Annotated in this window: 14 protein-coding genes; 4 read left to right on the forward strand and 10 right to left on the reverse strand. The window is 71.1% G+C overall.

Features of this window, described 5'->3' with window-relative positions; translation table 11 throughout:
* Positions 1–120: 120 nt before the first annotated feature.
* Genes ruvX through LHJ74_RS01155 form a run of 4 tightly spaced genes read right to left on the reverse strand, consistent with a single transcriptional unit; the run spans position 121 to position 4,137 of the window.
* Positions 121–585: a Holliday junction resolvase RuvX gene (gene ruvX / locus LHJ74_RS01140; RefSeq protein ID WP_260215469.1), complete on the reverse strand. Its 465-nt coding sequence runs from the start codon at positions 583–585 to the stop codon at positions 121–123.
* Positions 585–3,248: an alanine--tRNA ligase gene (gene alaS / locus LHJ74_RS01145; protein WP_260215470.1), complete on the reverse strand. Its 2,664-nt coding sequence runs from the start codon at positions 3,246–3,248 to the stop codon at positions 585–587. Before alaS ends, ruvX begins: the two co-directional genes overlap by 1 nt.
* Positions 3,248–3,682 (reverse strand): DUF6167 family protein, encoded by a 435-nt coding sequence (locus tag LHJ74_RS01150; protein ID WP_260215472.1) that lies wholly within the window; start codon positions 3,680–3,682, stop codon positions 3,248–3,250. The genes alaS and LHJ74_RS01150 overlap by 1 nt, the downstream gene beginning before the upstream one ends.
* Before the next feature lie 8 nt (positions 3,683–3,690).
* Complete coding sequence (locus LHJ74_RS01155; RefSeq protein ID WP_260215473.1) at positions 3,691–4,137, reverse strand: DUF948 domain-containing protein; 447 nt, start codon at positions 4,135–4,137, stop codon at positions 3,691–3,693.
* A gap of 193 nt (positions 4,138–4,330) precedes the next feature.
* On the opposite strand from LHJ74_RS01155, the gene LHJ74_RS01160 reads away from it, so the two are divergent.
* The gene (locus LHJ74_RS01160; protein WP_260215474.1) at positions 4,331–6,616 is read left to right on the forward strand and encodes an ATP-binding protein; all 2,286 of its coding nucleotides are present in this window, start codon (positions 4,331–4,333) and stop codon (positions 6,614–6,616) included.
* A 63-nt stretch (positions 6,617–6,679) separates the two neighbouring features.
* On the opposite strand, the gene rpsD is transcribed toward LHJ74_RS01160, so the two are convergent.
* Positions 6,680–7,291, reverse strand: coding sequence for a 30S ribosomal protein S4 (gene rpsD / locus LHJ74_RS01165; protein WP_260215476.1), 612 nt, complete (start codon positions 7,289–7,291; stop codon positions 6,680–6,682).
* Between the two features lie 281 nt (positions 7,292–7,572).
* Between rpsD and LHJ74_RS01170 the strand changes: the two genes are divergently transcribed.
* Positions 7,573–8,205 (forward strand): DUF2470 domain-containing protein, encoded by a 633-nt coding sequence (locus LHJ74_RS01170; RefSeq protein ID WP_311203239.1) that lies wholly within the window; start codon positions 7,573–7,575, stop codon positions 8,203–8,205.
* Positions 8,206–8,220: 15 nt separating this feature from the next.
* Here LHJ74_RS01170 and LHJ74_RS01175 read toward each other — a convergent pair whose 3' ends face one another.
* The 4 genes from LHJ74_RS01175 to LHJ74_RS01190 all read right to left on the reverse strand — a co-directional run bounded on the left by LHJ74_RS01175 (position 8,221) and on the right by LHJ74_RS01190 (position 12,347).
* Positions 8,221–9,603: a replication-associated recombination protein A gene (locus LHJ74_RS01175; protein ID WP_260215478.1), complete on the reverse strand. Its 1,383-nt coding sequence runs from the start codon at positions 9,601–9,603 to the stop codon at positions 8,221–8,223.
* 44 nt (positions 9,604–9,647) lie between these two features.
* Positions 9,648–10,295: a vitamin K epoxide reductase family protein gene (locus LHJ74_RS01180; RefSeq protein ID WP_260215479.1), complete on the reverse strand. Its 648-nt coding sequence runs from the start codon at positions 10,293–10,295 to the stop codon at positions 9,648–9,650.
* Positions 10,296–10,360: 65 nt separating this feature from the next.
* Positions 10,361–11,620 (reverse strand): histidine--tRNA ligase, encoded by a 1,260-nt coding sequence (gene hisS / locus LHJ74_RS01185; RefSeq protein WP_260215480.1) that lies wholly within the window; start codon positions 11,618–11,620, stop codon positions 10,361–10,363.
* Between the two features lie 10 nt (positions 11,621–11,630).
* Entirely contained in the window at positions 11,631–12,347 is a 717-nt protein-coding gene (locus tag LHJ74_RS01190; protein ID WP_260215481.1) for an MBL fold metallo-hydrolase, read from the reverse strand.
* A gap of 156 nt (positions 12,348–12,503) precedes the next feature.
* Here LHJ74_RS01190 and LHJ74_RS01195 point away from each other — a divergent pair, with 156 nt between their 5' ends.
* On the forward strand, positions 12,504–13,322 hold the full coding sequence (locus LHJ74_RS01195) for a peptidylprolyl isomerase (protein WP_260215482.1): 819 nt from the start codon (positions 12,504–12,506) through the stop codon (positions 13,320–13,322).
* A gap of 173 nt (positions 13,323–13,495) precedes the next feature.
* On the forward strand, positions 13,496–14,725 hold the full coding sequence (locus tag LHJ74_RS01200; protein ID WP_260215483.1) for a DUF349 domain-containing protein: 1,230 nt from the start codon (positions 13,496–13,498) through the stop codon (positions 14,723–14,725).
* A gap of 94 nt (positions 14,726–14,819) precedes the next feature.
* On the opposite strand, the gene LHJ74_RS01205 is transcribed toward LHJ74_RS01200, so the two are convergent.
* Positions 14,820–17,366, reverse strand: a complete 2,547-nt coding sequence (locus LHJ74_RS01205; RefSeq protein ID WP_260215484.1) for a RelA/SpoT family protein — start codon at positions 17,364–17,366, stop codon at positions 14,820–14,822.
* Positions 17,367–17,459: the final 93 nt, after the last annotated feature.

The raw sequence follows: 17,459 nt of genomic DNA on the forward strand, positions 1-17,459 counted from the left end.
TTGCGCCGCGATGCGGCAGCGTCGTGTGCGCGTCCAGCGCGGTGGTCCAGGACACCGCCCGCTCGTGCGGGTGATTGTTCGAACAGCTGCCGTGTCGCGCGGAACGTTACCGTATCGCGATCAGACAACCACTTCGACGCACTGCCCGGGCGGCTGCCCTGAGCCCCGCTCTGCCTCCAGCGCACTCTGCAGGATGACGACCGCCGCCGCCTGGTCGATCCGGCTGCGGCCCTTCTTGGCGTTGACGCCCGAGGCCCGCATCCCCTGCGCGGCGGTCACGGTGCTCATCCGCTCGTCGACAAGGCGCACGGGCACCGGGACGACGGCCTTGGCCAGCCGGGTGGCGAACTCCCGCACTTTGGCCGCCGCCGGGCCCTCACGCCCGCTCAGCGAACGCGGAAGCCCGACGATGACCTCCAGCGGCTCGTACTCCGCGACGAGCTGCACGAGCCGCCGCCGCGCGGCGGGGGCGTCGCGCCCCGGCACCGTCTCGACGGGCGTCGCGAGGAGCCCGTCGGGGTCGCTGCTGGCGACCCCGATCCGGGCCTCTCCCACATCGACGGCGAGCCGTCTGCCACGTCGCATCAGGCGCTCTCCGCCACCAGCCGCTCGACGGCCGCCATCGCGTCCGCCACGGCGCCCGGCTCCTGGCCGCCGCCCTGCGCCAGGTCCGGCTTGCCGCCGCCACCGCCGCCGAGGGTGCGGGCAGCGGCCCGCACCAGGTCTCCGGCCTTCAGGCCACGGTCGCGGGCCTCGTCATTGGTGGCGATGACGGTGAGCGGCCGCCCGCCGGTGACCGTGAAGAGCGCGACGACGGCGGGCCTGCCCTGCATCCGGCCCCGTACGTCCAGTACGAGGGTGCGCAGATCGTCGGCCGCCGTGCCGTCCGGCACCCGGCCCGCGGCCAGCGACACGCCCCGTACGTCCCGGGCCCCGGCGGCCAGGCCCGCAGCGGCCTGCAGCACCTTCTCGGCGCGGTAGCGCTCGATCTCCTTCTCCGCGTCCTTGAGCTTTCCGAGCATGCCGGAGATACGCTCCGGCAGTTCCTCGGGCCTCCCCTTGACCAGCTCGGTGAGCTGGGAGACGACGGTGTGCTCACGAGCCAGGAACTTGTAGGCGTCCACGCCGACCAGTGCCTCGACTCGGCGCACTCCGGAGCCGATGGAGGACTCACCGAGCAGCTTGACAAGGCCGAGCTGGGCGGTGTTGTGCACATGGGTGCCGCCGCACAGCTCCTTGGAGAAGTCGCCGATGGTCACGACGCGCACCCGCTCGCCGTACTTCTCGCCGAACTCCGCCAGCGCGCCCTGCTTCTTGGCGTCCTGGATGGACATCACCTCGGCGGTGACGTCCAGTTCACGGGAGAGCACCTCGTTGATCTTCTGCTCGACGTCGGTCAGCACCGTGCCCGGTACTGCGGCCGGGGAGCCGAAGTCGAAGCGGAACCGGCCCGGCGCGTTCTCGGAACCGGCCTGGGCCGCCGTGGGCCCCAGCGCGTCGCGCAGGGCCTGGTGGGTGAGGTGAGTGGCGCTGTGCGCGCGGGCGATGGAGCGACGCCGCACCAGATCGATCCGGGCGTACGCGGGCGAACCGACCGTGACCTCGCCGACCTGGACGACGCCCTTGTGCACGCTGACGCCGGGCACCGGCTGCTGGACGTCGCGTACGTCGACGATCGCGCCGTTCTCCAGCCGGATCCGGCCGGAGTCGGCGAGCTGGCCACCGCCCTCGGCGTAGAAGGGGGTGCGGTCGAGGACGACCTCGACCTCGTCGCCCTCGTGGGCGGCCGGTGCGGAGACGCCGTCCACCAGCAGTCCGACGATGGCCGCCTCGCCCTCGGTGTGCCCGTATCCGGTGAAGACCGTGGCACCGGCGGAGTCGGCGACCGCGCGGTAGGCGGAAAGGTCGGCGTGCCCCTGCTTCTTGGCGCGGGCGTCGGCCTTGGCGCGCTCCCGCTGCTCCTTCATCAGGCGGCGGAAGCTCTCCTCGTCCACGGAGAGGCCCTGTTCGGCGGCCATCTCCAGGGTGAGGTCGATGGGGAAGCCCCAGGTGTCGTGCAGCAGGAACGCCTTGTCACCGGCGAGTACGGTGCCGCCGCCCGACATGGTCTCGCTCACGGCCGTGTCGAGAATGTTCGTGCCCGCCTTGAGCGTCTTGAGGAAGGCGGCCTCCTCCGCGAGCGCGACCGTCTCGATCCGCCTGCGGTCCTCCTCCAGCTCCGGGTACTGCGGGCTCATCGCCTTGATCACGGTGTCCGTCAGTTCGGCGACGGTGGGGCCGGTGGCGCCGAGGATGCGCATGTTGCGGATGGCACGGCGCATGATGCGGCGCAGCACATAGCCACGGCCCTCGTTGCCGGGGGTGACGCCGTCCCCGATGAGCATGATGGCGGTGCGGATGTGGTCGGCGACCACGCGCAGCGCGACGTCGCTCTGCTCGGCGGCGCCGTAGCGCACGCCGGTGAGCGCGGTGGCGCTGTCGATGACCATGCGCGAGGTGTCGATCTCGAACATGTTGTGCACGTCCTGCAGGATCATCGCGAGGCGCTCGAGGCCGAGGCCGGTGTCGATGTTCCGGCTGGGCAGGTCGCCCAGGATGGGGTAGTCCTTGCCCGCGCCCGGCCCGCGCACGTACTGCATGAAGACCAGGTTCCAGATCTCCACGTATCGCTCGTCGTTGACGGCGGGGCCGCCCTCCTCGCCGAACTCGGGACCGCGGTCGTAGTTGATCTCCGAGCAGGGACCGCAGGGGCCCGGGACGCCCATGTCCCAGTAGTTCTCTTCCTTGCCGAGCCGCTGGATGCGCTCGGCAGGGACTCCGACGACGTCCCGCCAGATGCGCTCCGCCTCGTCGTCCTCCTGGTAGACCGTGATCCACAGCCTGGACGGGTCGAGGCCGTAGCCGCCGTCCTCCTGCGCACTGGTGAGCAGCTCCCAGGCCAGTTCGGCGGCGCCCTCCTTGAAGTAGTCCCCGAAGGAGAAGTTTCCGCACATCTGGAAGAACGTGCCGTGCCGTGTCGTCTTGCCGACCTCTTCGATGTCGGGCGTGCGGACGCACTTCTGGACGCTGGCGGCCCGCGCGTACGGCGGCTTGACCTCGCCCAGGAAGTAGGGCTTGAACGGGACCATGCCCGCCGGGACCAGCAGCAGCGTCGGGTCGTCCGCGATCAGCGACGCCGATGGGACGACGGTGTGCCCGCGCTCCTCGAAGAAGCGCAGCCAGCGACGGCGGATCTCAGCCGACTCCATCAGTGGTCCTCATTCCGGTCGTACTTACGGTCGCGTGTGTTGTTGCTGCTCTTGCTGTTGCTTGTGCTGTCGATGTTGCCTGTGCCGCCGGTGTGGCCGTCGTACGGTTCCGCCGCCCCGCGCACCGGCGTGCCGGGGAGGGTCCGCGCCGCTCCCGGTGCGGGCCTGCCGGCCGGGCGGGGCAGTCCGGGGCGCTCCGGCTCCACGGGGGCGTTCAGGCCCAGCACGTCGTGCAGTTCGTCTTCGCGCTGTGCCATCCCGGAGCGGACGTCGAGTGCGAAGCCGCGGAGTCGCTGCCCCGTCTCGAGCGCCTTGTCGGCGGCGCGGGCCCCGAGCGACTCGGGGGTGAGGCTGCGCAGTTTGCGGTTGACCTTGGTGGTGGCCCAGACACCGGCGGCGGCGCCGGTGGAGAACCAGAAGGCACGGCGGAACATGTGGCGGATCAGCCCTTCTTGCGGTTGCGGCGGCCACGCCTGTCAGCAGACAAGGTCCGCCCGGGCACGACCTTCGCGCGCCGTTCCGGCGCGCCGGCGGCACCCGTGCCGTTCTCACGGCCGAGGGCGCGGCGCACTCCGTAGCCGAACGAGGCGACCTTCACCAGTGGGCCGCCGAAGACGGACGAGACGGTCGTGGAGAGCGCGGAGGCGTTGGCGGTCACCTCCTGGACGTCGGTGGCGATCGAGTCCACCCGGTCCAGTTGGGTCTGCGCGGAGCGCACCGTCGCGGACGCCTCGCCGAGCAGCGGTACGGCACGCTCGGTCACGCTGGTCACCAGCTTGGTCGCCGCCCTGAGCGCCTGCGCGAGTCTCACCAGCACCACGGCGAGGAAGGACACCAGGATCGCCCAGAAGACAGCCACCAGGATGCCGGCCACTTCTCCACCGGACACGCTGCACCGCTTCCCTCGGGTTATGGGGGTCGGCCGCCGCCTCCGAGGCGGCCCGCGAAGGTGCGGCGGCGGATACCGACCCTATCGCGCCGGGCCGCCGCATCCGTACGCATGACGGCCGCCTGGGAAAGCGCGCGGCTGCCCGCCCGAGTGGTTGTACGGTCCGCTTACCTCCGAGTACGCTCCGTATTTCATGCGACGCTTTCAGCGCTCCGAGCCGAAATCCCGGGACGTGCCCGCACCGCCGCGGGCGCCCGGCAACCTTCCGTCGCCCCTCAACCAGTTCACCGGCCGCCGCACCGAGGCCGCGCGACTGCGCGAACGGGCCGCGCGGAACCGGCTGGTGACGGTGACCGGGGTGGGCGGAATCGGCAAGACACGGCTCGCACTGCACTGCGCGGAGCGCATGCAGAAACGCTTCTGCAACGGCGTCTGGATGGTCGACCTGTCGGAGCTGCGCGACACCGCGCTCCTCGATCACACCGTGGTCGAGGCCCTCGAACTCGCCGACAACCGCGGGGTGTCGCCCCGTTCCGTACTGCTGAACCATCTGGCACGACGCGAGATGCTCATCGTACTGGACGGCTTCGAGCAGCTCGATGAGGAGGTCGCCGCGCTGGCGGACGAGCTCCTGCGCCGCTCCCCCGGGCTGCGGATACTGGCCGCGGGGCGGCGCCCGGTGGGACTCACGGGCGAGCACCTCTTCCCGCTCGGCCCGATGTCGCCGCCCGAGGCCGCCGATCTGTTCACCGAGCGGGCGGGAGCGGTGCTGCCCGGCTTCACCGCGCGCGGCCCGCGCCGGGAGGCGGTCACCGAGCTGTGCCGTCGGCTGGACGGCATCCCGCTCGCCCTGGAACTGGCGGCCGGGCGGCTGCGCGCCCTGTCCGTCGAGCAGCTGGCCCAGCGGCTCGACGACCGCTTCGGACTGCTGACCGGCAACGGCCATCAGCCCGTGTCACGGCACCGCACGCTCCGCACGGCGATCGGCTGGAGCCACGAGCTGTGCTCGCCCCGGGAACGGCTGCTGTGGGCACGGCTTTCGGTCTTCGACGGGGACTTCGACCTGGAGGCGGCCGAGTACCTGTGCGCGGGCGGCGATCTGCACGCCGCCCAGGTCCTTCCGGTGCTGGCGGAACTCGTCGCGCAGTCCGTCGTCCTGCGCGAGGAGCGTGAGGGGGCCGACGGACAGGCGCGCTACCGCCTGCTCGACACCGTGCGCGAGTACGGCGCGGGCTGGCTGGCGGAGCTGGACGAGACCGAGCGGCTGCGCCGACGGCACCGCGACTGGTATCTGGGGCTGGCGACCTGGTGTGAGCTGGACTGGTTCAGCCCCCGCCAGGCGGACGTGGTGGCCCGGATCGAGCAGGAGCTGCCGAATCTGCGGCTGGCGCTCGAATACAGCCTGGAGAACCAGGACGAGGCGCACATCGGGCAGTACCTCGCCGCGACCCTGTGGTTCTACTGGCTCGGCTGCGGGCGGCTCGCCGAGGGACGGCAGTGGCTCGACCGGGCGCTCGCGCTGGAGGGCGACCAGCCGGAGGCGCGGGCCAAGGCGTTGTGGGTCTCCGGACTGACCGCCGTCGTGCACGGAGAGGCGGCGACCGCGCTCGGAGCACTCCACGAGTGCCTGCAACTGGCGGAGGCGCACGGCGACGAGAGCGCGCTCGCGTACGCGACCCAGACGCTGGGCGCGCTGGCGGTGGCGGACGGTGACACGGCGCTGGGCAAGGGGCTGCTGGCTGAGGCGCTGGAGCGCTTCCGCGCCCTCGGCGAGCTGAACACCCTGGTGATCGTGGCCCAGTTGCAGCTCGCGATGGCACACGCCTTCGAGGGTGATCTCACGAAGGCCGCGGTGCTGAGCGAGGAGGCCCGCGAGATCTCGGCCGACAGCGGCGAGCGGTGGGCGCTGTCGTACACGCTGTATGTGCTCGCCCATGTGCGGCTGGCACGCGGCGAGCCGGGGCGGGCGCGGGCGCTGAGCGTGGCGGGCCTGACGGTCAAGCGGGAGCTGGGCGACGTGCTGGGCATGGTGCTGGCGCTGGAGCAGCTGGCAGCGCTCACCGTGGGGCAGCGGCCGGAGCGTGCCGCCGAACTGCTGGGCGCGGCGCAGGCGGGCTGGCAGGCGCTCGGAGCGCGCTATGCGGAAGGGCCGGGGGCCGGGCCGGTGACGGACGTGCCCGTGGGCGCCGGGTGGTGCGGGGCCTGGCGGGCGGGCGACAGCTGCCGCAGGCGCGCGCTCGACGCGCTCGGCGAGGCGGCGTACGACGCCGCGTGGCTGCGCGGAGCGCAGCTGGGCGTGCCCGCTGTCGCGGCACGCGAGGTGGACGAGCACGGGCGGGCGGCGCCGGAGTTGCCCGCGGGGCACGCGCTGCGGGGCGGATCCGGCGGCGGGCGGGCACAGGGCCGAAGCGCCGCCGACACTCGGCAGCCCGCCTGCCCTCCGGCGGCCGGAGCCGAGGGCGGACAGCAGGCGAGCTGAGAGTGAGGCGGGAGCACGGGCCACCGGCAGTGCCGGGGCTCCGTGCTCCCAGAGCCCGGTGACTCAGCGGGCGTAGTACTCGACGACCATCTGCTCGTCGCAGATGACCGGGATCTCCTTGCGGTTCGGGTCCCGGTCGAGACGGAACGCGAGCGCCTCGAGGTTGACCTCGAGGTAGCGCGGGGTCTCGCCCTCCGTGTCGTAGCCGCCTTCGCGGGCCACGAGGAAGGGGTGCTTCGTGCGGCTGCGCTCGCGCACCTGCACGACGTCGTCCGGGTGGACACGGAACGACGGCTTGTCGACCTTGCGGTCGTTGACCGCGATGTGGCCGTGGACCACCATCTGGCGTGCCTGGTAGATGGTGCGGGCCAGGCCGGACCGCAGTACGAGCGCGTCCAGACGGCGCTCAAGCTCGATGATCAGGGCCTCGCCCGTCTTGCCTTCGACCTTCCGAGCGCGGTCGTAGGCACGCGCCATCTGGCGCTCGCTGATGTCGTACTGGGCGCGCAGCCGCTGCTTCTCGAGCAGCCGGACCTTGTAGTCACTGGTCTGCTTGCGGCCACGGCCGTGCTCACCCGGCGGGTAGGGACGCTGCTCGAAGTACTTGACGGCCTTCGGGGTCAGCGCGATGCCGAGTGCACGCGACTTCTTGACCTTGGGACGCGACTGGTTCACGTTGAACGAACCTCCGTGTAGGTTAGGTTAGGCTTACCTTAGCTGAGGAGAAACACATGTTTCGACCTGGGATCCCCCTGTCCGGCACCGGTGACGATGCGGGACCGGGTCAGCCGCGCCCCTTGGAAGACACCCGGCAGCCTTCGGCTGCCGAGCGTGTGCGAACCCTCGTGGAGTCCAGCCTAACCGCCGCACTGACCATTCCGGGAACCGAGGCCCCCCTACGGGACCCTCTCGGCTCCTGGACCGCCGGCGCGCGGGCTGTCACGGACGACGGAGACGTGGTTCTCCTGGTGCCCGCGAACGCCCCGGCGGCCCGCGCCGCCGCCTACGCGCAGGACGACGACGTCGAGACTGTGATGGAAATCACGGACGTAGCCCCTGTCGCCGTACCGCACCGCGTGCGGGGCCGTACATGGGTCGCCGGCTGGCTGACGGCCGTACGGAACGCGGACCGTGCCGCCTGCGCCCGTTTGCTCGCGGAACGGCAGCCCGCGATGGCGGAGGCGGAGGCGAAAGCCGGCGCCGGGGTGCCGCGGGCGCTGCTGCGCCTGGAAGTCGGCGAGGCGTATGTGGACGACCTCTGGGGCGCGGAGCACGTGGAGCCGGACGACTTCGCCGCCGCGCGCCCGGACCCGCTGGTGCGGCACGAGGCGGAGCTGCTCCAGCACCTGGCCGCCGCGCACGGCGACCGGATGCGCGGCCTGGGCACGCTGCTGGGCGAGGACAGGAGACGTCTGTGCGGCGCCTGGAGCCAGGTGGCACCGCTGGCGCTGGACCGCTTCGGACTGCGGGTGCGGTTCGCCGGGCAGCCCGGATGCTTCGACGCGCGCTTCGAGTTCCCGGAGCCGGTGCGGGATGTCTCGCAGCTGCGGCAGGCCGTACAGCAGCTGTTCGAGGCTGCCGCCGGGTGATCCCGGGCCCGCCCGTCAGGACTGCGACTCCCCCGGCTGCTCGGGCAGGCTCTCGCCCCGCAGCCGGGCTCGCACCCGCTCCGCGACGTCGGCGTAACGCGCCTCCGCGCCGTACCGGGTGGGCGCGTAGTAACGCTTGCCGTGCACTTCGTCCGGCGCGTACTGCTGGGCTGCTATGCCGCCGGGAAGATCGTGCGGGTACTGGTAGCCCTTGCCGTGCCCGAGGGTGGCGGAGCCCTGGTAGTGGCTGTCCTTCAGATGCGCGGGCACCGACCCGGCCAGACCCGCCCGGACGTCCGTGAGCGCGGCGTCGACCGCGAGGCAGGCGGCGTTGGACTTGGGTGCCAGCGCCAAGGCGACCGTGGCCTGCCCGAGGGTGATCCGGGCCTCGGGGAAGCCGATCATGGCCACCGCCTGGGCCGCGGCGACCGCCGTCTGCAACGCCGTCGGGTCGGCCAGCCCGATGTCCTCGCTCGCGGAGATCATCAGCCGCCTCGCGATGAAGCGCGGGTCCTCCCCCGCCTCGATCATCCGGGCCAGATAGTGCAGCGCGGCGTCCACGTCGGAGCCGCGGATCGACTTGATCAGCGCACTGGCGACGTCGTAGTGCTGGTCGCCGTCCCGGTCGTACTTCACCGCGGCGCGGTCGACCGCCTCCTCCAGGGACGCCAGCGTGACCGAAGCCTCGCCCTTGGCCAGCGCGGCGCCCGCGCCCGCCTCCAGCGCGGTGAGCGCCCGGCGCGCGTCGCCGCCCGCGATGCGCAGCAGATGCGCCTCGGCGTCGCCGGGCAGCGTGACGGCGCCGCCCAGACCCCGCTCGTCCGCCAGGGCGCGGTGCAGCAGCCCCTTGAGGTCCGCGTCGGTGAGCGGCTCCAGGGTGAGCAGCAGGGAGCGGGAGAGCAGCGGCGAGATCACCGAGAAGTAGGGGTTCTCGGTGGTCGCGGCGATCAGCGTGACCCAGCGGTTCTCCACCGCGGGCAGCAGCGAATCCTGCTGGGCCTTGCTGAAGCGGTGGATCTCGTCCAGAAACAGGACCGTCTCCTTGCCGTACGCCCCGGAGGAGCGCTTGGCGCCCTCGATGACGGCCCGCACCTCCTTGACCCCCGCGGTGATCGCGGACAGCTCGACGAAGCGCTTCTCGGTGGCCTGGCTGACGACATAGGCAAGGGTCGTCTTGCCGATGCCCGGCGGTCCCCACAGGAGCACCGAGGAGGGGCCCGCAGGGCCGCCGCTGCCCTCGCCCACCAGGCGGCGCAGCGGCGATCCCGGGCGCAGCAGGTGCTGCTGGCCCACCACCTCGTCGAGGACGCGCGGCCTCATCCGCACGGCCAGCGGGCTGGCGGACGGATCCTTGGCCCGGCGCTCCTCGGCAGCGGCGGTGAACAGGTCTGGTTCCACGACCGAACCCTAATTCACCGCACTGACAACCCGGAAAACACGGGTCAGCCAGTCCAGAAGTCCCACCAGCGGGTCAGGATCAGCATGCCGATGACGCCGATGTGCAGCACCGGCACCACCCAGTGGAACTCTCCGGCGAAGGACCTGAGGCCCGCCGGGCAGGGCAGGAAGCCCTTGCGCATGTTGAAGCCGGTGACGTACCAGAACAGCACGATCGTCGCGACCCAGGCGAGGCAGCACCAGAGGCAGAGCGAGTTGATCGTATACAGCGAGTGGTACTGGAGCCACGTGACGAAGCCGACGCCGAACACCGTGCCGGCGTTGAAGGTGAGCCAGTACCAGCGCGGGAAGCGGGCCCCGCTGAGCAGCGTGACGCCGACGGCGATCACGATGCCGTACGCGACCAGACCGAGCATCGGGTTGGAGAAACCGAAGGCCGAAGCCTGGTCGCTCTCCATGATGTTCCCGCAGGACACGATCGGGTTGAGGCTGCAGCCCGGGGTGAAGGTCTCTCCCCTGGCCTCGGCCTCCAGGATCTTCGTCTTGTCCAGGGTGATCACCCAGGAGGCGAGCAGCCCTGCCGCGCCGGCGACGATCAGCAGCCAGGAGAAGGCGCGGCGGGCGCCCACCGCGCCCCCCGTCGGCCCCTCGGTGCGGGCCGGGGCGTTATCGGGAGGTGCAGTGGTTGTCATAGTGCTTTCGTCCCGTCGTCAGTCGGAGTCGAGCATGCGCTCATTATGAACCAACGCCTCTGTCCTCAACCGACCTTCGCCCTGACCTCGGCCACCACTCGATCGAGTGGCACGGGAAGCTGCTCACCGCTCTCCAGGTTCTTGACCTGGATGATGCCTTCGGCCAGATCCCGCTCCCCGAGCACCATCGCGAACCGGGCGCCGGAGCGGTTCGCCGACTTCATCGCGTTCTTCAGTCCCTTGCCGCCGTATGCGAAGTCCGCCGCGACGCCCTCGCGGCGCAGCGCGGTGACGGCGCGGAAGAGCACCTGGCGCGCCTGGTCGCCGAGCGGCACGGCGTACACCTCGGTGGTCCTGGGCAGGTCCAGGGCGATGCCCTCGGCCCGGAGCGCGAGGACGGTGCGGTCCACGCCGAGCGCCCAGCCCACCGAGGGGAGTTCCGGGCCGCCGAGCATCTGAGACAGCCCGTCGTAGCGTCCGCCGCCGCCCACCGCCGACTGCGAGCCCAGCCCGTCGTGGACGAACTCGAAGGTGGTGCGGGTGTAGTAGTCGAGGCCGCGCACCAGCCGCAGATCGTCCTCGAAGGCCACCTCCGCGTCCCTGAGCAGCTCGCGCACCTGCTCGTGGTACGCCTTGCAGCCCTCGCACAGGTGGTCGCGCATCATCGGGGCGTCGGCCAGCTGCCGCTGCACCCCCTCGCGCTTGTCGTCCAGCACGCGCAGCGGATTGATCTCGATCCGCCTGCGGGTCTCGTCGTCGAGGTCGAGCCGCCGGAGGTAGTCCTGAAGTGCGGCGCGGTAGACCGGGCGGCACTCCTTGTCGCCCAGCGAGTTGAGCAGGATGCGGAAGTTCCGCAGGCCGAGCGAGCGGTACGCGTCGTGGGCGAGGATGATCAGCTCGGCGTCCAGCGCCGGGTCCTCGGCGCCCAGCGCTTCGGCTCCGACCTGGGAGAAGTGCCGGTAACGCCCGGCCTGCGGGCGCTCGTAGCGGTAGTACGAGCCGGAGTACCAGAGCTTCACGGGCAGGCCGCCGCGGTGCAGGTTGGCCTCCAGCGCCGCACGGAGCACCGAGGCGGTGCCTTCCGGCCGCAGGGCCAGCTCGGTGCCGCCCTTCGTCGTCAGCGTGTACATCTCCTTGCTCACGATGTCGGTGGACTCGCCGACGCCGCGGGAGAAGAGTTTGGTGTGCTCGAAGCCGGGGGTCTCGGCGTAGCCGTAGCCCGCGCGCTGCAGCGGCGCGGACAGTGCCTCGCGAACCGCCAGGAACTGCGCGGAATCGGGCGGCAGCAGGTCGTAGGTGCCCTTGGGGGCGGAGAAGGTACTCACGAAGTCGTCGTCACATTCCTCGTCGCGGAGCGGCACGGGTGCCGTCTCCGATGCCGCCCGCGGCCGCTTCCCGAAGGAAGGGGTTGGCGGCGCGTTCGCGGCCGATGGTGGTCTGGGGGCCGTGGCCGGACAGCACCACGGTCGAGTCCTCCAGTGGCAGGCACACCCGTGCCAGCGAGTCGAGGATCTCGGCGTGGTCGCCACCGGGCAGATCGGTGCGTCCGATGGAGCCGGCGAAGAGCAGGTCGCCCGAGAAGAGGACGGGTGGTACGTCCTCCCGCTCGGGCATCCCGAAGGTCACCGACCCCTTGGTATGCCCCGGCGCGTGCGCCACGGTCAGCTCCAGCCCCGCCAGCTCCAGGCGCCTGCCGTCGGTCAGCTCCACGACGTCGTCCGGCTCCCCCACGGTGAGCTCTCCCATCAGGGGCTGCCCGATGGACCGGCCCAGCGCCTTCTCCGGGTCACTCATCATGTACCGGTCGGCGGGGTGGATCCAGGCGGGGACGCCGTGCGCCCCGCAGACGGGCACCACGGAGGCGACATGGTCGATGTGCCCGTGGGTGAGGATCACCGCCACCGGCTTGAGCCGGTGCTTGGCGACGGCCTCCGCGACGCCCTCGGCGGCCTGGTGGCCAGGGTCGATGATCACGCACTCCTCGCCGGCGGCGGGGGCGACCAGATAACAATTGGTCCCCCAGGCCCCGGCGGGGAACCCGGCAACGAGCACGATCGTCCTTCAAGTCGTCCGGCAGTGGGTAACGGCTGATGAAGAGCGTACCGGCGGCGGTACGGGCGTCGCGAACCCGTATACGGTACGGGCCAGATTCAAGGCCGTACACACAGCCGTGCCCCGTACGTACACGCGTGCCGAAGGAGACGACCCGTGGTCAGCAGTGAGCAGCGGCGCAAGCAGCTCGCCCGCGAGAAGTTCCTGCGTCAGCAGGAGCGCAGAGCCCAGTCCCGGCGCAAGTCACGCATCCGCGCCTCGTTCATCGCGACCGGTCTGGTGCTGGTCCTGGCCGCGGGCGCTGCCTACGCGGCCTCCGGCGGCCTGGGAGGCGACGAGGACAAGGCCGAGGACAAGGCGGCGGACGCACAGCCCACGCCCAGCAAGGCGCCTGACCCGTGTGAGAAGCCCGCGAAGGGCAAGCCGAACGGCAAGCAGTGGAAGAAGGAGCCGAAGCTGACGGTCGACAAGTCGGCCGCATACGAGATGACGCTCGCGACCACCTGCGGCGACATCCCGATCGAGCTGGACGCCGATAAGGCCCCGCACACGGTGAACTCCTTCGCGTTCCTGGCCGACAAGGGCTTCTTCGACCACACGGCGTGCCACCGCCTGACCACCTCCGGCGGTCTCGGCGTGCTCCAGTGCGGCGACCCGACGGGGCAGGGCGACGGCGGTCCCGGCTACACGATCCCGGACGAGAACCTCGACGACCCCCGGATCAAGGGCCAGACCTACCCGGCCGGGACGATCGCCATGGCGAACACCGGGCAGAAGGACAGCGGCGGCAGCCAGTTCTTCCTCGTCCACAAGGACAGCCAGCTGCCCCCGCAGTACACCCCGTTCGGCACCGTGTCCGAGGCCGGCATGAAGGTGCTGAAGAAGATCGCCGACGCGGGTGAGGCCTCCGGCCAGGGGGACGGTCCGCCCAACGCGACAGTGGTCATCGACAAGGCGACCGTCAAGAAGGCCTGACCGGGAGCACCGGCCGGGAGTGATCCGGGGCTCAGCGGGCGGAACCGCAGAACTTCCACCGCGCTGGATGCGGACAGCGCGGGCGGCGTTCGCCTATCTTGGCCTTGACGAAAACTGTGGACGATGCCAGGGGGGCCGCAGCTCCGCCCTGGACATCATGTGGAGGAGGCGCTGTGAGCAGCGACCCGTGGGGCCGCGTCGATGACGCGGGGACCGTGTACGTACGTACGGCGGACGGCGAGAAGGTCGCCGGATCGTGGCAGGCGGGCTCTCCCGAGGAGGCCCTCGCCTACTTCGAGCGCAAGTACGACGGCTTGGTCGTCGAGATCAGCCTCCTTGAGCGCAGGGTGAAGACGACCGACCTGTCGGCGAAGGACGCCGCCGCCGCCATCGGGCATCTGCGCGAGCAGGTGGACGCCCATCACGCGGTGGGCGACCTGGAGGCGCTGCGGGTGCGGCTGGACGCCCTCACCCAGAGCATCGAGGAGCGCCGCGAGGAACGTAAGGCGCACAAGGCGAAGCAGTCCGAGGAGGCCCGCCAGGCCAAGGAGGAGCTGGTCTCGGAGGCGGAAGAGCTGGCCGCCAGCGAGCAGTGGCGAGCCGCCGGAGAACGGCTTCGCGCGCTGGTCGACATCTGGAAGGGGCTGCCGCGCCTCGACCGGAAGGCCGACGACGAGCTGTGGCACCGTTTCTCGCATGCGCGCTCGGCGTTCTCCAAGCGGCGCAAGGCGCACTTCGCCCAGCTGGACGCCCAGCGCGAGGAGGCGCGGCAGCACAAGGAGAAGCTGGTCGCCGAGGCGCAGGCGCTCTCCGAATCCCGCGACTGGGGGCCGACCGCGGCCAGGTACCGCGACCTGATGCAGGAGTGGAAGTCGGCCGGGCGCGCCCAGCGGGAGCACGAGGAGGATCTGTGGAGCCGCTTCCGCGGCGCGCAGGACGTCTTCTTCCAGGCGCGCAGCGCGGCCTTCTCGGAGCGCGACAGCGAGCAGCGGGAGAACCTCACGCGCAAGGAGGAGCTGGCGGCCGAGGCGGAGAAGCTGCTTCCCATCACCGACCTCAAGGCCGCGCGTGCCGCGTTCCGGTCGGTCAACGAGCGCTGGGACGCGATCGGGCATGTGCCGCGGGACGCCAGGGCCAAGATCGAGGGCCGCGTCCACACCGTGGAGCGGGCCATCCAGGAGGCCGAGGAGGCCGAGTGGCGGCGCAGCAACCCGGAGGCGCGGGCGCGGGCGGCGGGGCTGACCGGCCAGCTGCAGGACGCGGTCGACAAGCTCCGTGAGCAGGCCGGCAAGGCGCGGGCGGCGGGCAACACCGCCAAGGCCGACAAGCTGGAGAAGGAACTGGCGGGCCGTCAGGCGCTGCTGGAGCAGGCGCTGAAGGGCCTGGAGGAGTTCGGCGGCTGAGGGAGGCCCCGGTAGAACCTCCGGTGACGGCAGACGAAGGCGCAGGGTCCCCACGCGGGAGCCTGCGCCTTCGCTTCGTAACGAACGACAGACCCTAGGGTCTGCGCGTCGAGGTCACCCGGTAGACGTCGTAGACGCCCTCCACCCCGCGCACCGCCTTGAGCACATGGCCCAGATGCTTGGGATCGCCCATCTCGAAGGTGAACCGGGAGGTGGCCACCCGGTCACGGGAGGTCTGGACGGCCGCGGACAGGATGTTGACGTGCTGGTCGGACAGCACCCGGGTGACGTCCGAGAGCAGCCGGGAGCGGTCCAGCGCCTCCACCTGGATGGCGACCAGGAAGACGGAGGACTGGGTGGGCGCCCACTCGACCTCCAGGATGCGTTCCGGCTCACGGGAGAGCGAGTCGACGTTCAGGCAGTCCGCCCGGTGCACCGAGACGCCGCTGCCCCGGGTGACGAAGCCGATGATCGGATCGCCGGGTACGGGCGTGCAGCAGCGGGCGAGCTTCACCCACACATCGTCGACACCCTTGACCACCACGCCCGGATCGGCGTTGGAGCGGCGCTTGCCGCGCTTGTTCATCGGAGGGCTGGTCTCGGCGATGTCCTCGTTCGCCTCGTCCTCACCGCCCAGAGCGTGGACCAGCTTCTGGACGACGTTCTGCGCGGTGACATGCCCCTCGCCGATCGCGGCATACAGAGCGGTGATGTCCGGATAGCGCATCTCGTGGGCCAGGGTCACCAGTGAGTCGCCGGTGAGGATGCGCTGAATGGGCAGGTTCTGCTTGCGCATGGCGCGGGCGATCGCGTCCTTGCCGTGCTCGATCGCCTCGTCCCGGCGCTCACGGGTGAACCAGGCACGGATCTTGTTACGGGCCCTGGGGGACTTGACGAAGCCCAGCCAGTCCCGGGACGGCCCGGCTCCGGACGCCTTGGAGGTGAAGATCTCCACGAGGTCGCCGTTGTCGAGCGTGGACTCCAGCGGTACGAGACGGCCGTTGACGCGGGCACCTATGGTGCGGTGGCCCACCTCGGTGTGCACGGCGTACGCGAAGTCCACCGGCGTCGCACCGGCGGGCAGCGCGATCACATCGCCCTTGGGGGTGAAGACGAAGACCTCGTTGCGGGAGAGGTCGAACCGCAGCGACTCCAGGAACTCGCCCGGGTCCTCGGTCTCCTTCTGCCAGTCCAGCAGCTGGCGCAGCCACGCCATGTCGTTGACAGCGTCCTGGTCGGCGCCCTTCCCCGTCCGCTTCGGCACGTCGGAGCGCACCTTGGACGCTCCGGCGACGGCCTCCTGCTTGTACTTCCAGTGCGCCGCGATGCCGTACTCGGCGCGCCGGTGCATGTCGAAGGTGCGGATCTGCAGCTCGACCGGCTTGCCGTTGGGCCCGATGACCGTCGTGTGCAACGACTGGTACATGTTGAACTTGGGCATCGCGATGTAGTCCTTGAACCGCCCCGGCACCGGGTTCCAGCGGGCGTGGACGGTGCCCAGCGCGGCGTAGCAGTCGCGGACGGTGTCGACGAGGACCCGGATGCCGACCAGGTCGTAGATCTCGGCGAAGTCCCGGCCCCGCACGATCATCTTCTGGTAGACGCTGTAGTAGTGCTTGGGCCGGCCGGTGACGGTGGCCTTGATCCGGGCACCGCGCAGATCCGCCTGGACCTCATCGGTGACGATCGCCAGATACTCGTCCCGCTTCGGCGCCCGCTCGGCGACCAGCCGCACGATCTCGTCGTACATCTTGGGGTAGAGGATCGCGAAGGCGAGGTCCTCCAGCTCCCACTTGATGGTGTTCATGCCCAGCCGGTGGGCGAGCGGGGCGTAGATCTCCAGCGTCTCGCGGGCTTTCTGCTCCTGCTTCTCCCGCTTGAGGTAGCGCATGGTGCGCATGTTGTGCAGCCGGTCGGCGAGCTTGATGACCAGGACCCGCGGGTCCTTCGCCATGGCGACGACCATCTTGCGTACGGTCTCCGCCTGGGCCGCCTCACCGAACTTGACCTTGTCCAGCTTGGTCACACCGTCCACCAGCAGGGCCACCGCTTCGCCGAAGTCCCGGCGCAGGGTGTCCAGTCCGTACTCGGTGTCCTCGACGGTGTCGTGCAGCAGGCCCGCCATCAGGGTGGCCGGGTCCATGCCCAGCTCGGCGAGGATGGTGGTGACCGCGAGCGGGTGGGTGATGTACGGGTCGCCGCTCTTGCGCTTCTGGCCCCGGTGCCAGCGCTCGGCGACCTGGTAGGCGCGCTCGATCTGGCGCAGCGTGGAGGATTCGATCTTGGGGTCGTTGCTGCGCACCGTCCGCAGCAGCGGCTCCAGGACGGGATTGAACGGGCTGGAGCGCTGCACGCCGAGCCGGGCGAGCCGGGCGCGGACCCGGTTGGAGGAGCCGGAGCGCCCGGAGACGCCGGAGACGCCCGAGACGGGCCGTGCGGGGCTCTCCTGCGGCCGACGCGCGCTCTTCTCGCCACGGCCATCGGCGGCCTCGCCCCCGGAGGGGCGGCCCTCGCCGGATCCGGACGTGCTGCCGGGCTTCCGGGCGCCGCCGCCCTTGGCGGGTGCCCCGGGGGGGGTCGCGCCGCCGGACTCGGCGTCCCGGCGCTGCGCGGCGGTGGGCGGCTGGGCCTCGTCTGGCAAGTGCACTCCTCGTTGGACGCCAGGTCGGACTGCCATGGTATCGACCTCGACGGTACGGGCCCCGCCCGCGGCCCGGACGGGCGTTCCCCGGCG

The organism is Streptomyces gossypii (genome assembly GCF_025165795.1).
GTDB lineage: Bacteria > Actinomycetota > Actinomycetes > Streptomycetales > Streptomycetaceae > Streptomyces > Streptomyces gossypii.

Excerpts from the sequence above, each read along its gene's own strand:
- alaS (WP_260215470.1), bottom strand. The coding sequence starts at position 3,248 with ATGGAGTCGGCTGAGATCCGCCGTCGCTGGCTGCGCTTCTTCGAGGAG.
- ruvX (WP_260215469.1), bottom strand. The coding sequence starts at position 585 with ATGCGACGTGGCAGACGGCTCGCCGTCGATGTGGGAGAGGCCCGGATC.
- LHJ74_RS01180 (WP_260215479.1), bottom strand. The coding sequence starts at position 10,295 with ATGACAACCACTGCACCTCCCGATAACGCCCCGGCCCGCACCGAGGGG.
- LHJ74_RS01160 (WP_260215474.1), top strand. The coding sequence starts at position 4,331 with ATGCGACGCTTTCAGCGCTCCGAGCCGAAATCCCGGGACGTGCCCGCA.
- LHJ74_RS01150 (WP_260215472.1), bottom strand. The coding sequence starts at position 3,682 with ATGTTCCGCCGTGCCTTCTGGTTCTCCACCGGCGCCGCCGCCGGTGTC.